The 20,684-nt window shown below is 42.7% G+C and carries 14 protein-coding genes and 1 pseudogene; all 15 read left to right on the forward strand.

What is annotated here, in order from left to right:
* Positions 1 to 83 precede the first annotated feature (83 nt).
* Positions 84 to 1,403, forward strand: a complete 1,320-nt coding sequence (locus tag Selli1_RS06625; RefSeq protein ID WP_138372377.1) for a sensor histidine kinase — start codon at positions 84 to 86, stop codon at positions 1,401 to 1,403.
* Positions 1,404 to 1,711: 308 nt separating this feature from the next.
* A complete protein-coding gene (locus tag Selli1_RS06630) occupies positions 1,712 to 2,425 on the forward strand; it encodes a putative ABC transporter permease (RefSeq protein ID WP_138372378.1) in 714 nt (237 codons plus the stop codon).
* Positions 2,426 to 2,689: 264 nt separating this feature from the next.
* Positions 2,690 to 3,127, forward strand: a complete 438-nt coding sequence (locus Selli1_RS06635) for a hypothetical protein (RefSeq protein ID WP_138372379.1) — start codon at positions 2,690 to 2,692, stop codon at positions 3,125 to 3,127.
* Between the two features lie 28 nt (positions 3,128 to 3,155).
* Positions 3,156 to 3,671 carry a riboflavin biosynthesis intermediates N-glycosidase gene (locus Selli1_RS06640; protein WP_138372380.1) on the forward strand — a complete coding sequence of 172 codons (516 nt, stop codon included), beginning with the start codon at positions 3,156 to 3,158 and terminating at the stop codon, positions 3,669 to 3,671.
* 3 nt (positions 3,672 to 3,674) lie between these two features.
* Positions 3,675 to 3,944 (forward strand): annotated as a pseudogene (locus Selli1_RS06645) (DEAD/DEAH box helicase family protein); the annotation flags it as partial.
* A 407-nt stretch (positions 3,945 to 4,351) separates the two neighbouring features.
* Entirely contained in the window at positions 4,352 to 7,552 is a 3,201-nt protein-coding gene (locus tag Selli1_RS06650) for an N-6 DNA methylase (protein ID WP_138372381.1), read from the forward strand.
* Positions 7,553 to 7,856: 304 nt separating this feature from the next.
* The gene (gene uvrB / locus Selli1_RS06655) at positions 7,857 to 9,845 is read left to right on the forward strand and encodes an excinuclease ABC subunit UvrB (RefSeq protein ID WP_087168367.1); all 1,989 of its coding nucleotides are present in this window, start codon (positions 7,857 to 7,859) and stop codon (positions 9,843 to 9,845) included.
* A 16-nt stretch (positions 9,846 to 9,861) separates the two neighbouring features.
* Positions 9,862 to 12,693 (forward strand): excinuclease ABC subunit UvrA, encoded by a 2,832-nt coding sequence (gene uvrA, locus Selli1_RS06660; protein WP_281844393.1) that lies wholly within the window; start codon positions 9,862 to 9,864, stop codon positions 12,691 to 12,693.
* Positions 12,694 to 12,861: 168 nt separating this feature from the next.
* A complete protein-coding gene (gene mreB, locus Selli1_RS06665) occupies positions 12,862 to 13,860 on the forward strand; it encodes a rod shape-determining protein (RefSeq protein ID WP_087168366.1) in 999 nt (332 codons plus the stop codon).
* Between the two features lie 121 nt (positions 13,861 to 13,981).
* Positions 13,982 to 16,192, forward strand: a complete 2,211-nt coding sequence (gene recD2, locus Selli1_RS06670) for an SF1B family DNA helicase RecD2 (RefSeq protein WP_191427798.1) — start codon at positions 13,982 to 13,984, stop codon at positions 16,190 to 16,192.
* Between the two features lie 22 nt (positions 16,193 to 16,214).
* Positions 16,215 to 16,922: a ComF family protein gene (locus tag Selli1_RS06675; protein ID WP_191427797.1), complete on the forward strand. Its 708-nt coding sequence runs from the start codon at positions 16,215 to 16,217 to the stop codon at positions 16,920 to 16,922.
* 46 nt (positions 16,923 to 16,968) lie between these two features.
* Positions 16,969 to 17,376 carry a hypothetical protein gene (locus tag Selli1_RS06680; RefSeq protein WP_087168364.1) on the forward strand — a complete coding sequence of 136 codons (408 nt, stop codon included), beginning with the start codon at positions 16,969 to 16,971 and terminating at the stop codon, positions 17,374 to 17,376.
* Positions 17,369 to 18,499, forward strand: a complete 1,131-nt coding sequence (locus Selli1_RS06685; protein ID WP_281872543.1) for a hypothetical protein — start codon at positions 17,369 to 17,371, stop codon at positions 18,497 to 18,499. The genes Selli1_RS06680 and Selli1_RS06685 overlap by 8 nt, the downstream gene beginning before the upstream one ends.
* 55 nt (positions 18,500 to 18,554) lie before the next feature.
* Positions 18,555 to 19,433, forward strand: a complete 879-nt coding sequence (gene cdaA, locus Selli1_RS06690; RefSeq protein ID WP_281872545.1) for a diadenylate cyclase CdaA — start codon at positions 18,555 to 18,557, stop codon at positions 19,431 to 19,433.
* Entirely contained in the window at positions 19,414 to 20,679 is a 1,266-nt protein-coding gene (locus Selli1_RS06695; RefSeq protein ID WP_281872546.1) for a CdaR family protein, read from the forward strand. Before cdaA ends, Selli1_RS06695 begins: the two co-directional genes overlap by 20 nt.
* Positions 20,680 to 20,684 lie beyond the last annotated feature (5 nt).

The raw sequence follows: 20,684 nt of genomic DNA on the forward strand, positions 1-20,684 counted from the left end.
CAGAAGAGGCTTGCAGAGACATCTGGAAAAAGCAGACGTCTGCGTTATGATTAAGATCAGAAAAAAGGAAAAGAGGAAAAACCATGTCATTAAAAAAGAGAGTGTTTCGTTCCAATATGATGATACTGTTTACAGCTTTGATTTCTTTCATACTGATTATTTTGGGAGTGCTGGTTTTGTTTGAGGATTCCCTTGAAAGGCAGCTTCATTCCATAAGCCAGAACCAGGTGGATTCCAATGCATGGAAGGTGGCACAGCTGATCGAAGAGACAGATCCGGCAAAAACACAGGAGTTTATAAAAGAGGCAGAAAATCTGAAATACCGGACAGCACTTTTTCGGAATGGTCGTGTCGTGGGCGGAGCTGATGACGAGCATATGGAAGATCTGGCTGAGTTTTTTCAATCGGAAGAATACCATGATGGACAGACAGAAGTCTTTACATTTCTGAACGCAACGATTGTAGGAAAATATTTTGCGAATGAGGAGATTTATATTGCCGCGGTTCATTCCGCGGATTGGGGAGGAAAAGCGTTGTCCCTGAACAGTGCTTTTTATATGTTCCTGGGCGTGGTCTTCCTGGCCGGCATTGCTGCAATTGCGGTTCTGCTTCTTCTGGCATCCTTCTTTACACGCAGAATGAACCGGGTTGTCATGGAGCCGCTGGAACAGCTGGTAGAAGGAGCGGAACGGATCAAAAGTGGAAATTTAAAAGAGAACATCAGGTATCGGGGAGAAGCGGAGTTTGAACATGTTTGCGAGACGTTCAATGAGATGCAGCACACAATTCTGGAAGACCAAAGGCAGCGGGAAAAGACAGAAAAAGCGAGAACAGACATGATTACAGGAATTTCACATGATCTGAGGACCCCGCTGACTTCCATTCGGGGATACATCAAAGGAGTGCTCGACGGCGTGGCGGATACGGAAGAAAAGAGGAAACGGTATCTGGAAACGGCGTACGAATCTACAGAAGAAATGAATCAGCTGCTCCGGAAACTCTTTGACTTTTCACGTATGGAAAGCGGACAGATGCCGTTCCATATGATAAAAGCAGATCTGGCGGAATATGCGGCGTCTTATGTGGCGCAAAAAGAAGTGACTGCTGATCCTCGGAAATTGAAATTTCATTTCCATAAAAAAGAAGAGCTGATAGCGGAAGTCCGGTTTGATATTGAACAGGTAAGGAGAATACTGGATAATCTTCTGGAAAACAGCATGAAGTATGCCATGGTAGAGCCGGTGGAAATTGATATTACGGTAGCTGAGACAGAATCAGAGATCAAGCTGGAGTGGAAAGACAACGGAAACGGCGTGCCGGAGGAAAAACTCGGACGGATTTTCGAGCGGTTTTACCGGTGCGATGAGTCCAGACAGAAAAAAGGAAGCGGAGTAGGACTCTAGGTGGCAGATTATATTATGAAACAGCATGGCGGATCTGCAAAAGCCGAAAACGATGGCGGACTGAAGATTATTCTTACGTTTCCGAAAGGAGAAAACGATATGACGGCAGGCGAATAGATCGATTGACAGACAGGCGTTTGCAATACCGAAGCAAAAATCAGAAGAATCCTGCGGGGCAGTTACGGCTCTGTGGAATTCTTTTTCATATTTCTGAAACAAAACAGGAACGTTCTGTAAACAAACGAAGGGTAGGATAAAAGCAGATTTCTGAGAAAGGAGAACAGAACATTCAAAAGAAAAAATAAGCTATGGAACATATCATAAGTCTGAAAAACGAAAAGATACAAAAAGAAGAATGGGCGGGAACCTTTTACAGGCTGTTCTGGATTTATGTTATCTGCGGTGTCGGAGGATTTCTGATTGAATCCATATGGTGCTGGATTGATTTTCATGAATTTACGAGCAGAACCAGCAACCTGTTTTTCCCAATCAGCTGCATATGGGGATTCGGAGGAGTACTTCTGCATTTATTTACTGCAAAAGATCAGGAAAACAGTAAGCTATATCTGTTTGTGAAATGTACTGTTCTAGGCGCACTGTTTGAATTTCTGTGCGGCTATCTGGGAGAGCACCTTCTGGAAGTGACCTTCTGGGATTATTCCGCAATGCCGCTTCATATCGGGAAGTACATCAACCTCCCGTTCTGCCTGGTGTGGGGAGGAATCGGCGTTGCCTGGGTGTGGAAGATTTATCCTCTGATCAGGAGAAAACTGGAAACTCCGGTTCTGACAGGGCCGAACACCGCAATGAGAGTATTTCTGGTGTTCATGGTCTGTTCTCAGGTTCTCACCGGGGCGGCGCTGCTCAGAATGCATGAACGACAGAGCCGGAATGTAGAGGAAAATATTGTGGAATATGTGCTGGATCAATGCTTCCCTGACCAGACACTGCAACGATATTTTCCGAAAATGAAAAGCACAGTTACAGGTAAAAAAATATATATACAGGAAACAAAAAGTTAAAATCCCATCGATTTCGGTGGGGTTTTCTGATAGAGAAGAAAAGGGAGAAAGAATGGATATGGAGCACACGATCGAATGTTTGTTCTGATTTTGGGACTTGTCCTATATACTTTTGCGGAAAGATTTGTTATAATGTGCGAAAAGGCAATGGATGCAATGGCAGAGAGGGATTCTATTTAAATGGATTCTAATAAGAGTCAGTTATTCGAAATGTTTGAACAAGATTGAAAATGTGTTTAGTAAATTGATATAAGAGGTAGAAAAATGGATGTATTCAGCGAAGCCTATTTGGAAGAAGTGATTGAAAATCAAGGAAAATTATTTGAGTATGCAGAAGAGCATTGCCCTGGTATAGACGTGGCAGATTTCATAGAAGCTTATATGAAAAGCCGTACAAGAGCACTGATAGATGAAGGGCAGGCGTATGTTTCAACTATGGATGCTGAATCTTTATTCAATTATTTTCTGGAAAATGATAAATATCAACCGAAACAAGGAAAAGTGGCCAAGGGATTTGCGCCGAACTGGATTGGTCAGTTTTATGCATTGTTTCAATGGTTATATAAGATGTCAAGTAAAGAAGTCGTCAAATTGCTTCCAGTTGAATTTATGTTTGAATGGTATCCAGGACTTCATGATCTTGATTTGCAGGTGGCTGTCTGTAAGGTAGGAGAACAGTGTGGACTTGGGACACAAAAATAGGTATAAATGATTGCGGGAGGAATAAGCGGTGATATGTTTTCACAATCCGGACGAGGAGAATGGATATTTGAGTAACTGGTATTTGTCTGAATTTATTATTGATGATATTACATTCTCGTCAATGGAACAGTATATGATGTACGAAAAGGCAATTCTGTTTCATGATCAGGAGACAGCGGAAAAAATATTACAGACGGATAACGTGGCGGAGATCAAGGCTTTGGGAAGAACAGTGCAAAATTTTGATGATACAGTCTGGGGACAATCGAGAGAAGAGATTGTTTACAAAGGAGTCTTTGAGAAGTTTCGCCAAAATCCTGAACTTAGGAAAAGGTTGGAAAGAACAGGAGAAGAGGTAATTGCAGAATGTGCGGTAAAGGATAGGATATGGGGGATTGGGCTATCTATGAAAGATAAGGACAGGTTTTGCGTAGATAGATGGAAAGGACAAAATCTGTTGGGAAAAATTTTGATGGATGTTCGGAAAGATATCAAACAAGGGAATTATGAGAAGAAAATCCGTCAGGTAGAGGAGCAAGGATAAATTATGGATCATTTTGAATTAGTATCAGAATACAAGCCAACCGGCGACCAGCCTCAGGCGATCGAGCAGCTGGTTCAAGGTTTCAAGGAGGGAAACCAGTGTGAGACCTTTCTTGGTGTCACCGGTTCCGGAAAAACATTTACGATGGCAAACGTCATCCAGCAGTTAAATAAACCGACGATTATTATCGCCCACAATAAGACACTTGCCGCGCAGCTCTACGGTGAATTCAAGGAATTCTTTCCTCATAACGCCGTAGAGTACTTTGTCTCTTAGTGTGTCGGGGCCGGAAAATGAGGTATATTTAGTGATTTTTCGTGCTGTTTCGTCCGGATTTTGTGGATAGAACAGGACGAAACGAGCTGGATGATACCAAGCGGACAAAATGATTTTGTGACTTTTGGCAGAAAATTCGTGATGAAATTGAAAAAAATACAAGATAGACAAAGAGGCAAGATTGGATGCAAGAATCGAATTTATTAATGTATACTACAGATGAAGGTTTGACAAAACATGAGGATATTTTTGTAAATGATATAGTATGGCTTTCTGTAGAGTAATTGGGTTTCTTGTATGATGCAATATTTGATAAGTATGTAATTAACGAGTATAAAATTAAACCGCAAGATGAACAAATATGCTAAATTATTCAAAAAAGAAATTTAAAAGGGGATTTCCAAATGATTAACTCAGAGATTAGATTCTATATTCATAATCACAAAGAAGAATTATTTGAAAAATTAGTAGAAGCAAGAAGCGGAAATGAAAATAAAGAAGAAAATTTTCGGCAGAATTATGCAATTATATTAGACAACTTATTTAAACAATTGAAAATTAAAGAAAATATAAATATCGAAAATGAATTTACAGTATTTAAAGGGAGAATAGATTCTTTATATGGTAATTTTATTATTGAGTACAAATACCCAACAAGGATTTCGGCCTCAAATACAACAAGTAATATGGAATTTGTAAAACAAGTTCAAAGACAGATTGAAGGATTTTATCAGAAAACAAGTATTCCTGTTAATAAAGTAATGGGGGTAGTTTTTGATGGATATTATGTTATATATGTTAAGAAACAGGGGGATAGTTGGAACATCAGTACACCACAAGAAATGAGTGTTAATTCACATGAATTGTTTCTGATGAGACTGTTGTCAGTAAATTCTAGTGGAAAGGCTTTAGTGGTAGAAAATTTAATAAAGGATTTTGGACCCTCTAGTATACAATCAAAACGAATTATATCTACATTCTATAATAAATTAGAAAGCAATCAAAAGATAAATAAAACTAAAATACTATTTGAGCAGTGGCAGATGCTTTATCGCGAAGTATGTGGATATAGTTTTGAAACAAGAGATCTGAAAATAAAAGGATTAAAAGAACTATATTCATTGCAAACTGAAATAATAAATTACCCTCATTTGATTTTTGCTATTCAGACATATTTTTCGTTACTGATCAAAGTTTTGTCTTTGAATATTTTAACGTATTTAAAGGATAATGCTTTGATCGAAAAGTTTCATTTTCATACAGAAAATTTTGAAAAGTTAAGAAATGATTTTAAAGATATTGAAGAGGGAGGCGTATTTCGGAGACTCGGTATTTCAAATTTTTTGGAAGGAGATTTTTTCAGCTGGTACTTATATTTGTGGGATGATGAAATAGGAGAACTCTTACAGAACTTAATAGAAACATTCGAAAAGTATGATTACTCAATAATTGTTTTAGAACGCGATATTGCAAAAGATTTATTGAAAAATTTATACTACGAATTGTTACCAGCTGCAATGCGAAGAGCGTTGGGCGAATTTTATACTCCAGATTGGTTAGCTGAGTTTTTAATTGAAGATTTACATCCGCAGATAAAAGAAGATACTTTATTTTTGGATCCAACATGTGGTTCCGGTACGTTTCTAGTAATGCTTATAAAAAAGATAATTAATTGTTATAGTTCGAGTATAACTTCAGAAAAACTTTTAAAAATAATTACCAATAGTGTTTGTGGATATGATTTGAATCCTTTGGCTGTCATATGTGCACGTGCTAATTATATAATTGCATTGGGAGACGTTCTGTCAGAATGTGAGGAGCCAATAGAAATTCCTATATATTTATGCGATGCTATGTTAACTGTTTTAGAAGGATACGAAGAAAATAAAGATTGCTACATTATTCCAACTAAAGCAGAAACATTTATTCTTCCTAAAAAACTTGTTGATATGAAAGAGATAAATAATGTGCTTGACATTGTGAATGATTTGATTCATAGAAATAGTAGTTTGAATGTTTTTGAAAAACAATTAATGAAACAATTACCAGAGTTAATTCAAAGTTTGTCGCCAAAAGAGTATCAAATACTTAGAGATTTTTATATAAAAATGGAAGAACTGAATGAAAAAAAAATAGATGGCATTTGGGCTAATGTTATTAAAAATGCATTTGCACCAGTATTCCAAAGGAAAGTCGATTATATAATTGGAAATCCTCCATGGATAGATTGGCAGAATCTTCCTGAAAACTATCGAGATTCAATACAGAAATATTGGTATGATTACTGTGTTTTTGATCATAAAGGTCTAAAAGCACAATTGGGTAGTGCTCACGATGATATATCAGTGCTTATGACATATGTTATAATGGATAACTTTTTGAAAGATGGAGGAAAATTAGCTTTTGTAATAAATCAAAATTTATTACAATCATCTGGTGGCGGCGATGGTTTTAGAAAATTTACCATAAAAGAAAAAATTCCAGTAAGCGTTAAATCCGTAAATGATTTTGTAGAAATCGAACCATTTAAAGATTTAGAAGTAAGCAATAAGACAGCAACCATTATTCTGCAGAAGAATGAAGAAAATAGATATCCTATTGTGTATAAAAAGTGGTATAAATGCAATAAAAAAGTGATTGATTCCAATGAGAATAAAGAAAAAGTGTTAAAAAAACTAATAAAATGTAAGGAGTTATATGCTACACCAATTAATGAATATAATTCGCCATGGATGATCGCAACAAAGGAACAAAAAAGGATTTTTGATAGAATAATAAGTAAAGAAGCAAATCCCTTTTATCGTGCTAGAAAGGGTGTAGATACAAGTGCCAATGCAATTTTTTGGGTAAAAGAGAAGAAAAAGATAAAATCTAATTTAGTACTTGTTGACAATTCACCAGAAAATAGTCGAAAAAGAATCACTTATGTTTCTAACTTTCCATTAGAGAATGATTATATTTATCCATTGTTAAGAGGGAAAGATGTGAAAAAATGGAAATATAACTCAGAATATTCAATAATATTGCCTTACACTAATGATGGAAAAGTTATTGAAAAAGATGAATTGATAATAACATGCCCGAATGTATATGATTATTTTTTCATGGAGAATCATGGTTTCCTTCCGATTTTGAAGGAAAGGGCTACATATAAGAAATTAATTTTAAAACAGAATAAACATGCTCCGGAGTATTCTCTGTATAATATTGGTAAATATACATTTTCTCCCTATAAGGTTATTTGGAAAGCATTGGCAAAAGGTGTTGCTGCAGTAACTATTTCCAATGAAAATGAGCGTATGCTCGTACCAGATCATAACCTGGTAATGGTTCCGTTAGAAAATGAAACAGAAGCATATTATTTGACGGGTATTTTAAACTCAGATATTGTTTCTGAATTTGTAAATGCTTATGTTGCGTGGTTTATATCAGGACATATATTAGAAAGAATAAACATACCAAAATATTGTGATGAAAATTTATTGCATAATGAAATTGCTGAGTTGGCTAAAAATGCCCATTTGATGGTCGGAGACGAAAAAAGATTGGGCGAAATTGAAGAAGAACTTAATAAAAAGGTAAACAAATTATTATTGGATTGTTAATAAGCAGATTGCAAGGTATGAATTGTAAATTTTGAGGTAGCGATGGGAGAAAAGTATGAGTTTTTATAAATGGAATAGTTGGAGACTATTATTAAAGATAAATCTAAGAATAGATAAAGACCTTATGATTTATTAACAATCGAAACAGCATGAAGGAAAATTGAACGTTTGTCCCTTTTCTTTTCTTCCAAAAAGTTGTAATGGAGTCCTATAAGGCTATTATTTTGACATTTTTGTTACGAATGAATTTTTTGAGGGTGGCTGATATAGAACATATCAAAAGTCACAAAGGAGAGGTTTTGCTATGGACCATTTTGAATTAGTATCAGAATACAAGCCAACCGGTGACCAGCCTCAGGCGATCGAGCAGCTGGTTCAAGGTTTCAAGGAGGGAAACCAGTGTGAGACCCTTCTTGGTGTCACCGGTTCCGGAAAAACATTTACGATGGCAAACGTCATCCAGCAGTTAAATAAACCAACGATTATTATCGCCCACAATAAGACACTTGCCGCGCAGCTCTACGGTGAATTCAAGGAATTCTTTCCTCATAACGCCGTAGAGTACTTTGTCTCCTATTACGATTACTACCAGCCGGAGGCATACGTTCCGTCCTCAGACACCTACATTGCCAAGGATTCAGCGATCAATGATGAGATCGACAAGCTGCGGCATTCGGCCACTGCGGCGTTGTCTGAGAGAAAGGACGTTATTATTGTAGCGAGTGTTTCCTGTATCTATGGACTTGGCAGCCCTATCGATTATCAGAACATGGTGATTTCCCTGCGGCCGGGCATGATTAAGGACCGGGATGAAGTGATCGGGAAACTGATTGATATTCAGTATGACAGAAATGATATTGACTTTAAGCGGGGAACTTTCCGGGTACACGGCGATGTGCTGGAAGTATTTCCGGCGGGATCGGGAGAAAATATTATCCGGATAGAGTTTTTTGGCGATGAGATCGACCGGATCACAGAAGTGGATTCTCTGACCGGAGAGATTAAAAATGAGCTGAATCACATCGCGATTTTCCCGGCGTCCCACTACGTGGTATCAAAGGAAAACATGGACCGGGCGCTCGGGCAGATTGAGGAGGAGCTGGAACAGCAGATCCGCTTTTTCAAAAGTGAAGACAAGCTTTTAGAGGCGCAGCGGATCTCGGAGCGGACAAATTTTGACATTGAGATGCTGCGGGAGACGGGATTCTGCTCCGGTATTGAGAACTATTCCAGACATCTGACAGGTCTGAAAGAGGGCGAACCGCCGCATACTCTTCTGGATTATTTCCCGGATGATTTCCTGATGATTATCGACGAGTCTCACAAGACGATTCCGCAGATTGGCGGAATGTATCATGGAGACCAGTCCAGAAAGACGACGCTTGTGGATTATGGATTCCGTCTGCCGTCAGCAAAGGACAACCGTCCGCTTAACTTTGAAGAATTTGAAAGCAAGATCAGCCAGGTGATGTTTGTGTCAGCGACGCCGGGCACCTACGAGGAAGAGCATGAGCTTCTGCGGGCAGAGCAGGTGATCCGCCCGACGGGACTTCTGGATCCGGAAGTGGAAGTGCGTCCTGTGGAGGGCCAGATTGACGACCTTATCGGTGAAGTCAACAAAGAAGTGGCCAAGAAAAACAAGATTCTGATCACAACACTGACCAAGCGGATGGCAGAAGATCTGACGGATTATATGCGGGAATTGGGAATCCGGGTACGGTATCTTCATTCTGACATTGATACACTGGAACGGACAGAGATTATCCGGGATATGCGTCTGGATGTATTTGACGTGCTTGTGGGAATCAACCTGTTGAGAGAAGGTCTCGATATACCGGAGATTACACTGGTGGCGATTCTGGATGCGGACAAGGAAGGATTTCTGCGTTCGGAGACTTCACTGATCCAGACGATCGGACGTGCCGCACGAAATGCGGAAGGCCATGTCATCATGTATGCGGATACCGTGACAGATTCGATGAAAGCTGCCATTGACGAGACGAGACGGCGCCGGGAGATTCAGATGCAGTATAATGAGGAACACGGCATCACGCCGAAGACGATTCAAAAGGCAGTCCGCGATCTGATCAGCATTTCCAAGAAGGTGGCAAAACAGGAAAAGATGCTGGAGAAAGATCCGGAATCCATGAGCAGGGAAGAACTGGAAAAACTTGTAAAAGACTTGAACAAGCAGATGAAAAAGGCAGCAGCCGATCTGGATTTCGAGACTGCGGCAGAGCTGCGTGACAAGATGATTGAAATCAAAAAGCATCTGCAGGAGATAGATGGGTAATAAGAAGGGAAAAAAGATGGACAACAAACAGTATATCCGTATACGCGGAGCAAATGAACATAATCTGAAAAATATTGATCTGGACATACCGAGAAATGAACTTGTCGTACTGACGGGATTGAGTGGTTCCGGAAAGTCATCTCTTGCCTTTGATACGATTTATGCAGAGGGGCAGAGACGATATATGGAGTCATTGTCTTCCTATGCGAGACAGTTTCTGGGGCAGATGGAAAAGCCGAATGTAGAGAGCATCGAGGGACTTTCCCCTGCGATTTCCATTGACCAGAAGTCGACTAACCGGAATCCAAGATCAACGGTAGGAACCGTTACGGAGATCTATGATTATTTCCGTCTCCTCTATGCGAGGATTGGAATTCCGCACTGTCCGAACTGCGGAAAGGAAATCAAAAAGCAGACGGTGGATCAGATGACGGATCAGATCATGAGCCTGCCGGAGCGTACCAAAATCCAGCTTCTTGCACCGGTGGTAAGAGGCAGAAAGGGAACTCATGCCAAGCTTCTGGATAAAGCGAAAAAAAGCGGGTATGTCCGGGTACGTATCGATGGAAATATGTACGAGCTGACAGAAGAGATCAGTCTGGAAAAAAATATTAAACACTATATCGAGATCGTAGTCGACCGGCTTGTGGTAAAGCCGGGAATCGAAAAGCGTCTGACCGATTCCATTGAGAACGTACTGAATCTGGCGGAAGGACTGATGACAGTCGACGTGATCGGAGGCGAGCCGATCAACTTCAGCCAGAGCTTTTCCTGTCCGGACTGCGGCATCAGCATTGATGAAATTGAACCAAGAAGTTTTTCGTTCAACAATCCGTTCGGCGCCTGCCCGGAATGTTTTGGACTTGGATATAAGATGGAGTTTGATGCAGACCTGATGATTCCGGATAAAGGACTGAGTATCAATCAGGGCGCGATTGCAGTGCTTGGATGGCAGTCCTGCATGGATCCGTCCAGTTTTACCAATGCCATCCTGCGTGCTCTCGGAGAAGCCTATGATTTTGATCTGGATACCCCGTTTGAAGAGTATCCGAAAAAAATTCAGGACATTCTGCTTTACGGAACCAACGGAAAGTCGGTAAAAGTCCGTTACAGAGGACAGCGGGGAGAAGGTGTCTATGACGTGGCTTTTGACGGACTCATAAAGAGTGTGGAAAGAAAATACCGGGAGACCGGATCGGAGGCGATGAAGGCCGAATACGAAACTTTTATGAGAATTACCCCGTGCCATGCATGTAAGGGACAGAGACTGAAGAAAGAGGCGCTGGCAGTGACGGTAGGCGACAAAAATATTTACGAAGTTACCGCAATGTCGATTGAAAATCTCCAGAAATTTCTCGAGAATCTGGAACTTACACCGGTTCAGGAAATGATCGGAGGCCAGATTTTAAAAGAGATCAAGTCCAGAATAGGATTTTTGATGGATGTAGGACTGGATTATCTGACGCTTGCCAGAGCAACCGGAACGCTGTCCGGAGGAGAGGCACAGAGAATCCGGCTTGCAACACAGATTGGATCCGGACTTGTCGGAGTCGCCTACATTCTGGATGAGCCAAGTATCGGACTCCATCAGAGAGATAATGACAAGCTGCTCAGTACGCTCAAACATCTTCGTGATCTTGGAAATACGTTGATTGTGGTAGAGCACGATGAAGATACCATGCTTGCTGCAGATTACATCGTGGATATCGGGCCGGGAGCCGGGGAGCACGGAGGCGAGGTAGTTGCTGCAGGTACAGCGGAAGAGATTATGAATACGCCGGGTTCTGTCACCGGAGATTACCTGAGCGGAAGAATCCGTATCCCTGTTCCGGAGAAACGGGCGGTTCCGTCCGGATATCTGAAAATTGTCGGGGCAAAAGAAAACAACCTGAAAAATGTCAATGTAGAGATTCCACTTGGCGTTATGACCTGTGTAACAGGAGTTTCCGGTTCGGGAAAAAGTTCTCTGATCAATGAAATCCTGTACAAAAAGCTTGCAAAAGTGCTCAATCATGCAAGAACGATCCCTGGAAAGCATAAAGAGATTCTGGGGCTGGAGAAGCTTGACAAAGTCATTAATATCGACCAGTCTCCGATCGGGCGTACGCCGCGGTCCAATCCGGCCACGTATACAGGAGTGTTTGACCTGATCCGTGACCTGTTTGCGGCAACGCCGGATGCAAAGGCGAGAGGCTACAAGAAGGGCCGGTTCAGTTTCAATGTAAAAGGAGGACGCTGTGAGGCGTGCAGCGGGGATGGAATCCTGAAGATTGAGATGCATTTCCTGCCGGATGTCTATGTACCGTGTGAAGTCTGTCACGGAAAGCGTTATAACCGGGAAACATTGGAAGTGAAATATAAAGGAAAGAGCATTTACGACGTGCTGGATATGACAGTGGAAGAAGCGCTGACCTTCTTTGAAAATGTGCCGAGTATCCGCAGAAAGATGGAGACGCTCTACGATGTGGGACTTTCCTATATCCGTCTGGGCCAGCCGTCTACCACCCTTTCCGGAGGGGAAGCACAGCGGATCAAGCTTGCTGCCGAGCTGAGTAAACGAAGTACCGGAAAGACCGTTTATATTCTGGACGAGCCTACAACAGGACTTCATTTTGCAGATGTCCATAAGCTGACCGAGATTCTCAGAAGACTTGCGGCTGATGGAAATACAGTCATTGTCATTGAACACAATCTGGATGTGATCAAAACAGCAGATTATATTATTGATATGGGGCCGGAAGGAGGAGACAAAGGCGGAACTGTGATTGCAAAAGGAACTCCGGAAGAGATCGTCGAATGTCCGGAATCCTACACAGGACGCTATCTCGCCCCATTCCTTAAGAAATAATGAAAGTTACAGATTCTGGGAAAAAACTCTTTCCATTTCCAGGAAGATTGATTATAATAACAAATGTATGCGTAGAACCAGAGGTTTATGAGTTCTGACATGCGAAAGAGGAAGTATAATAGACCAAAGAGGAGCGAATATAGAGGATTTGCGAAAGGGGTTTAGTTCATGGCGGTAGTAGATATTGGAATTGACCTGGGGACAGCGAGTGTCCTTGTATATGTGAAAGGAAAAGGCGTTGTGCTCAAGGAGCCGTCCGTAGTTGCGTTTGACAGAGATACAAATGAGATCCGCGCAATCGGGGAAGAGGCAAGACTGATGCTTGGAAGAACACCGGGCAATATTGTAGCGGTACGTCCTCTCAGACAGGGCGTGATTTCAGATTATACGGTTACGGAGAAGATGATCAAATATTTTGTGCAGAAGTCGCTTGGAAAGCGTACATTCAAACGCCCTCGTATCAGCGTCTGTGTACCGAGCGGTGTAACAGAGGTTGAGAAAAAGGCTGTGGAAGAGGCGACATTCGCGGCAGGCGCAAGAGAAGTGCATCTGATCGAAGAGCCGGTTGCAGCGGCAATCGGGGCAGGTATCGACATTTCCAAAGCATGTGGAAATATGATTGTAGATATCGGAGGAGGCACATCAGATATTGCGGTGATCTCTCTTGGCGGTACTGTTGTCAATACATCACTGAAAATTGCGGGAGATGACTTTGATGAGGCGATTGTGCGTTACATGAGGAAAAAGCACAATCTTCTGATTGGAGAACGTACCGCAGAAGATATCAAGATCCGGATAGGCACGACTTATCCGCTGGTGGAGGACGAGACGATCGAGGTGCGGGGACGTAACCTTGTTACGGGTCTTCCAAAGACGGTAACGGTTTCTTCTTCGGAGACAGAAGAAGCTTTAAGAGAGCCGACAAGTCAGATCGTGGAAGCTGTAATTGGTGTGCTGGAGAGAACACCTCCGGAGCTTTCAGCAGATATTCTCGACAGAGGAATTGTTCTGACAGGAGGCGGTTCCCTGCTCAGAGGCCTGGAAGAGCTGATTGAAGAGCGGACAGGCATCAATACAATGACAGCGGAGGATCCGATGCAGGTTGTTGCGATCGGAACCGGTCAGTTCGTAGAATTTATGAGTGAGAACAAAAAGTTTCATGTATAGAAGTCAAAACAGAAGGACTGCTGCGGGAAGAGGATTACTTTCGCAGCAGTCCTGTTGCTTTCCGCCGGTTGCATGACAAGAGGCTGGCGGTATTGAAGGTGAATACAAATGGAGGAAACAGGTGGAAAAGATAACGGGATACATTGACCATATTATTTTCAGAAACGAGGAAAATGGTTATACGGTATTTCAATTTCATAATGAGAACGGGGAAGTAACCTGTGTCGGGAAATTTCCGTACATTGGGGATGGAGAATTTCTGGAACTGGAAGGAGAGTATGTCATGCATCCTTCTTACGGGCTGCAGCTTCAGGTGACAGGGCACAAGGTAAAGGAGCCGGAGGACAGGGAATCCATTGAGCGGTATCTTGGATCCGGTGCTGTGAAGGGGATCGGGCCTGCGCTTGCAGGAAAGATCGTTGCGAAATTTGGAGAAGATACATTCCGCATTATGGAGGAAGAGCCGGAGCGGCTGGCGGAAATCAAGGGAATCAGTGAGAGAAAGGCCCGGGAAATCTGCGTACAGGTAGAAGAAAAGAAAGACCTCAGACAGGCAATGATTTATCTGCAGAAATACGGGATTTCCATCAATCTGGCAGTCAAGATCTATCAGAAATACGGACTGGGAATTTACAGCATTCTGGAAGAAAATCCATACAGACTGGCAGATGATATTGAAGGAGTCGGATTTAAAACGGCAGATGAGATAGCATTCAGAATCGGAATTCATACGGATTCAGATTTCAGGATTCAGAGCGGGATTTTTTATACACTGCTTCAAAGTGTACAGGAAGGTCATGTATATCTGGAAGAAAAGGTGCTTTCAGCAAAAGCCGCACAGCTTCTGGAAGTGGAGATTACAGATATTGAGAAGTATCTGATGGATCTTGCGATGGAAAAGAAGGTTGTCCTGAAGCAGGATGAAGAGCAGGTCCGTGTATATCCGGCAAAGTACTATTACATGGAGATGAATACGGCACGGATGCTCAAAGAGCTGAATATCCGGTACGAGGAAGACGACAGTCTGATCCGGAAACGGATTGAAAAGCTGGAAAAGCAGAATGAGTCCACGCTGGATGAAAGACAGAGAGAAGCGGTGGCAGAGGCGGTAAAAAACGGTATCTTTATCCTGACAGGAGGGCCGGGAACCGGAAAGACAACCACGATCAATGCCATGATCCGCTATTTCCTGAGTGAAGGGATGGATATCCGTCTTGCCGCGCCGACAGGACGCGCCGCCAAAAGGATGACAGAGACGACCGGATATGAGGCGCAGACAATTCACCGCCTTCTGGAAGTCAGTGGAAATCCTGAGGAGACAGGGAAAGGAGGATTCGGGAGAAATCAGGAGAATCCTCTGGAAACAGATGTGTTAATTATTGATGAAATGTCCATGGTGGATCTGCCTCTGATGCATGCGCTTTTGTCTGCGGTGATCCCGGGGACAAGACTGATTCTTGTAGGAGATATCAATCAGCTCCCGTCGGTGGGTCCGGGAAAAGTGCTCAAGGATCTGATCGATTCCGAAGTATTTCCTGTCATGATGCTGACCAGAATTTTCCGGCAGGCACAGGAAAGTGATATTGTCGTCAATGCGCATCGGATCAACGCAGGACTGGAAGTACGGCTTGATAATAAGAGCAGAGATTTTTTCTTTTTAAAAAGACAGGATGCAGATGTTATTATCAGCGTGATCCTGACACTGATCCAGAAAAAACTTCCGCGGTATGTGGATGCAAAAATGACAGATATTCAGGTACTGGCGCCGATGAAGAAGGGGCTTCTGGGAGTGGAACGGTTAAACCGGATTCTGCAGCAGTATTTAAATCCGCCGTCCCCTAAAAAGCAGGAAAAGGAATATGGGGAAAAAATATTCCGTGTCGGCGATAAAGTGATGCAGACGAAAAACAACTATCAGCTGGAATGGGAGATTGCCACAAAATACAGACTGGTTGTTGATAAAGGGATCGGAGTTTTCAACGGAGATATAGGTATTGTGACGGCCATTCATACATATGATGAGACTGTGGAAGTGGAGTTTGACGAAAAACGTAAGGTAAAATATCCATTTAAGCTGCTGGATGAACTGGAGCTTGCCTATGCGGTTACCATCCATAAATCTCAGGGAAGTGAGTATCCGGCGGTTATTATTCCGCTTCTCTCGGGACCAAAACAGCTTTATTGCAGGAATTTATTGTATACGGCAGTTACAAGAGCAAAAAAATGTGTTACACTTGTAGGAAGCGATACTGTTTTTCAGGAAATGATTCGAAATGTTGAAGAGCAGAAGCGGAACACTTCTCTCTCGGAGAGGATCCGGGAACTATCGTAGGGAAAATCAGAACAAAAACAGCATGAAGAATATATGGAAACTGCTTTATCCGGATGTCTGCCCGTTCTGCGGAAAGGTGAACGCGAAGGGGCCGTGTACAGACTGCCTGAAAAAACTTTCATGGATAAAAGAACCAATGTGCAAAAAATGCGGGAAACCGGTCGGGGATGAACAGACAGAGTACTGCAGGGACTGCCGGGAGAGAATTGAGGATGGAAACTGCTGGTTTGACAGAGGGAGGAGTCTCTGGACGCACCGGCCCCCGGTGAGCGGCTCCATCTATCAGTTCAAGTTTAAAAACCGCAGGGTATATGCCCGGTATTATGCGGAAACAATGAAAGAACGTCTGGGAAAGCAGATTCAGAAATGGAAGGTACAGGCGATCCTTCCGGTTCCGATGGATAAGTGGAAGAAAAGAAAACGTGGTTACAATCAGGCGGAAATTCTGGCAGAAGAACTTGGAAAACTTACCGGAATTCCGGTGGAAACCGGACTGATCCGAAAGCGGAAGACGTCAGACGCTCAGAAAAGTCTGAACAGACGCGGAAGAGCACATAATCTGGAAGGAAGTTTTCAGGTTGAACGAAAAACCGGACTTCCGGAACGGGTACTTCTTATTGATGACATCTATACGACGGGCAATACGGTCAATGAGGCCGCAAAAACACTGAAGAAATCAGGAGTCAGGAGGGTGTTCTTTTTGACGATAAGTATTGGACAAGATATTTGATTTTTGATATACTGAACATAGTTTTCTGAGGATAGGAAGGTGGAATATGGTTAACGAAGAAAAAGTAAAGCTGATGAACAAAATGGCTCTATATGAGGAAAAATATGGAAAAGAAGATTTTAAAATTGCTTCCTATTACAAAAAAGATTATATCAGCTATCAGACGATTATTACTGTGATCTGGGTTACGATAGGATATGTAGTTCTGTTTGGAGTGTTTGCGGCCGCTTTTATGGAATCCTTTCTGAATGAGGCAACTTTGATAAGCATAGTTCTGATTATGCTGGCGGCTGTTGCGCTATATCTGATTCTTGCTGTTTCTTACGGGCTTTTTGCTTCCAGGTTTTACCAGAAGAAGCATATCAGGGCAAAGGGGAGAGTAAAGCGCTATGTCCGTATGCTGACTCAGCTGGAGAAATTTTACGGTAAAGAAAGGAAGAAAAAAAATGAGTAATTTATTTGTCCTGAAGGAGCAGCTGCAGGCCTTTTACGCGAAATACTCAAAAGAAGTAGATAAAATCGTACAGTTTCTGCTTGCTTTTATTGTATTTTATCTTGTTAATTCCAAGATTGGTTATATGGAGGCTGTGGCAAATCCGCTTGTTACTTTGATACTGGCTCTGATCTGTGCGTTCCTTCCGGGAACACTTACCGTACTGGTGACAGCGGTGCTGATTTTAATTCACGTATATGCCCTGTCGATGGGAGTTATGATTGTGACGGCAGCTCTGTTTGCAGTAATGTTCATTTTCTATTTTCGTTTTACACCGGAAAAGTCGATGATTGTCCTTCTTGTTATGGTCGCATACTTTTTCAAGATTCCGTTTGCGGTTCCGATGGCATTTGCGCTGATGGGAACGCCAATCTGTATCATTCCGATTTTTTTCGGTACGCTGATCTATTCCATGATCAATTATCTGGAAATGTCGGCAACAGCTGTAACGGGGGCAAGCGGAATGGCAGGAGAGATGACCTTGTTTGCCACACAGATCCTGCAGAATAAAGAAATGTGGATTTACATCGCATCATTTGTTGTGGCGGTTCTGGTTGTCTACACACTTAGAACAAGTGAGTTCGATCAATCATGGAAAATCGGCGTGGCAGCCGGAGCGGTGGCCGACATTATCGTCATCGTTGCAGGAAGCATCGTCTTCAGTGTACAGATTGATTATGTGACATTGATTTTCGGAAATATTATTTCGGTTCTTCTTGCCCTGATTCTGGAGTTTTTCATTTTTTCTGTCGACTATTCCAAGGCAGAAAAATTTCAGTACGAGGATGACGAATATTACTATTATGTTAAAGCGATACCAAAGGTATCTGTTGCTGTTCCTGAAAAACGGGTGAAAAAGATCAGCAGACGAAAGACAGATTCCAAAAAGAATGAGAACAAAAACCGGGATACAAGGATCGAAGAAATAGAAGAAGTTTCCCCGTCTCCGGCGGAAAAAACTACAGAGAAGACCTACATACCGGGGATGACAGAAGAGATGCTTCTGGCCAAGCAGCTTCAGGAAGAAATGGATCTTGAGAAGCTGCTGAAAAATGAATTGGACGATAAAGACGAATCTAAATAGCAAAAGAAAAAAGGGGATAACATGGGTGAGTATAAGATGATGGGAGGTGACAGGAATGAACAGCAGATTTTTTGAAGCTATGAGAGGATATTTTCCGGACTGGTATCTGCCGGATATTTACTGGACGGATATTGTGGAAATTGTGATTGTAGCGTTTCTGATCTATCAGATCATGGTCTGGATCAAAAACACAAAGGCATGGATGCTGCTAAAGGGAATTCTGGTCCTTGCTGTTTTCATTCTTGTCGCAGCCATATTGAAGATGAATACCATTTTGTGGATTGCAAGGAACAGTGTATCGATCCTTGCGACCGCGGCGATTGTGGTTTTCCAGCCGGAGCTTCGCCGGGCGCTGGAAAAGCTTGGGGAAAAACGGTTCCTCACAGCGATTGTGCCGCTTGACAAGGGAAAAGAAAGCGAACGGTTCAGCAGCAGGACGATCGATGCGATTGTGGAAGCATGCTTCGCCATGGGAAAAGTAAAGACAGGAGCACTGATTGTAGTGGAGCAGGCGATCCGTCTGACGGAGTATGAAAGTACCGGAATCTATATGGACTGTATTGTATCTTCCCAGGTTCTGATTAATATTTTTGAGCATAATACCCCGCTGCATGACGGTGCAATTATTGTAAGGGAAAACCGGATTGTTTCCGCGACCTGTTACCTGCCGCTCTCAGATAACATGGAGATCAGTAAGGAACTGGGGACACGGCACAGAGCTGCTCTTGGAATGAGCGAAGTCAGCGACGCGCTGATCATTGCGGTATCCGAGGAGACCGGATATGTGTCTGTAGCACAGGGCGGACAGCTTGTAAGAAATGTGACTCCGGAATATCTTAAGGAGAGTCTGATCAAGATTCAGACGAAGAATACGGAAAAGAAAATAGCGAAACTGTGGAAAGGAAGGCGGAAACATGAAAAAGAAACTGACTAAAAACCTCCCTCTGAAGCTGTTGTCGCTTGCACTTGCCGTATTTTTATGGGCAGTCGTTGTAAACGTTGACGATCCGGTTACATCCGTGCAGTTTTCAAATGTACCGGTTGAAGTACTGCATCCGGAGGTTGTGACCAGTAAAGGAAAGACCTATCAGATTGAAGATGAAACAGATACGGTCCGGGTGACAGTAAGGGCCAAGAGGTCTGTCCTGCACAGCATGACTGTTTCTGACATTAAAGCATCTGCGGATATGAAAGAGATGTCTCTTGGTTCACAGGTTCCGATTGAGGTGTCGATACCGGGATTTGAATATGTGGAGGCATATTCCAGTCCGAGAAATCTGCAGGTAACGATCGAGGATGAAGCACAGAATACATTCCCGATTACGCCGACAACAACAGGAAGCGTCAGAGATGGATACGTGCTGGGAGAAATTAAAGCAGATCCGGAGAAAGTAAGAGTCAATGGACCGAAGTCCATCATCGATCAGATTGACAAGGTGGTTGCTGAAGTAGATGTAACCGGACTGGCAGAAGATACGACACTTCAGTCCAAGCTGGTATTCTATGACGCGGAAGGAAAGACAATCGATAATACGCTGCTCACACTTCAGGATCTGAGAGATGAGAACGATGTAAGTGTTCAGGTTGAGGTGAGAAATACAAAACGACTCCAGCTGGAGTTCGACACATCATCCATCAGGACGGCTGACGGATACATATTTACAGGTATCGCGACAGAACCGACGGAGGTTCAGGTATCAGGAAGTTCAGATGTACTTGAAGATCTTGACAAGATTGAGATCCCTGCAAGTGCTTTGAACATTCAGAATCTGAACAGTAAAGAGGAGGTTGTGGTTGATATTACCCCGTATCTCCCGGATGGCGTGGAGCTGATTGATAAAAATGCCGGAGCGGTTGTCGTCACAATAGGAATTGAAGAGGAAGGAAGCAGGACTCTGGAGATGCCGACAGGATCCATTGTCGTGAACAATCTGCAGGAAGGTCTCCGCTATTCCTATGTATCCGGCAGCAATCTGGAGATCAAGGTTCAGGGAGATCAGGAACTCCTGGATTCTCTGGAACTTGGAGAAGGCAGTCTGTCAATTAATCTTGTCACATATCGAGAGCCGGGAGAATATGATGTACCGGTGGAAGTAAGACTGCCGGAAGGATGTTCACTGGCGGAAGATGTTGTCATCAAGGTCAGGCTGGAACAGGTTGAAAACGAAGAAAGTGAATAACTGGA

This window comes from Sellimonas catena (assembly GCF_027924685.1).
GTDB classification, from domain to species: domain Bacteria; phylum Bacillota; class Clostridia; order Lachnospirales; family Lachnospiraceae; genus Sellimonas; species Sellimonas catena.

Excerpts from the sequence above, each read along its gene's own strand:
- Selli1_RS06625 (WP_138372377.1), top strand. The coding sequence starts at position 84 with ATGTCATTAAAAAAGAGAGTGTTTCGTTCCAATATGATGATACTGTTT.
- Selli1_RS06630 (WP_138372378.1), top strand. The coding sequence starts at position 1,712 with ATGGAACATATCATAAGTCTGAAAAACGAAAAGATACAAAAAGAAGAA.
- Selli1_RS06635 (WP_138372379.1), top strand. The coding sequence starts at position 2,690 with ATGGATGTATTCAGCGAAGCCTATTTGGAAGAAGTGATTGAAAATCAA.
- Selli1_RS06650 (WP_138372381.1), top strand. The coding sequence starts at position 4,352 with ATGATTAACTCAGAGATTAGATTCTATATTCATAATCACAAAGAAGAA.
- uvrB (WP_087168367.1), top strand. The coding sequence starts at position 7,857 with ATGGACCATTTTGAATTAGTATCAGAATACAAGCCAACCGGTGACCAG.
- uvrA (WP_281844393.1), top strand. The coding sequence starts at position 9,862 with ATGGACAACAAACAGTATATCCGTATACGCGGAGCAAATGAACATAAT.
- mreB (WP_087168366.1), top strand. The coding sequence starts at position 12,862 with ATGGCGGTAGTAGATATTGGAATTGACCTGGGGACAGCGAGTGTCCTT.
- Selli1_RS06675 (WP_191427797.1), top strand. The coding sequence starts at position 16,215 with ATGAAGAATATATGGAAACTGCTTTATCCGGATGTCTGCCCGTTCTGC.
- Selli1_RS06680 (WP_087168364.1), top strand. The coding sequence starts at position 16,969 with ATGGTTAACGAAGAAAAAGTAAAGCTGATGAACAAAATGGCTCTATAT.
- Selli1_RS06685 (WP_281872543.1), top strand. The coding sequence starts at position 17,369 with ATGAGTAATTTATTTGTCCTGAAGGAGCAGCTGCAGGCCTTTTACGCG.
- cdaA (WP_281872545.1), top strand. The coding sequence starts at position 18,555 with ATGAACAGCAGATTTTTTGAAGCTATGAGAGGATATTTTCCGGACTGG.
- Selli1_RS06695 (WP_281872546.1), top strand. The coding sequence starts at position 19,414 with ATGAAAAAGAAACTGACTAAAAACCTCCCTCTGAAGCTGTTGTCGCTT.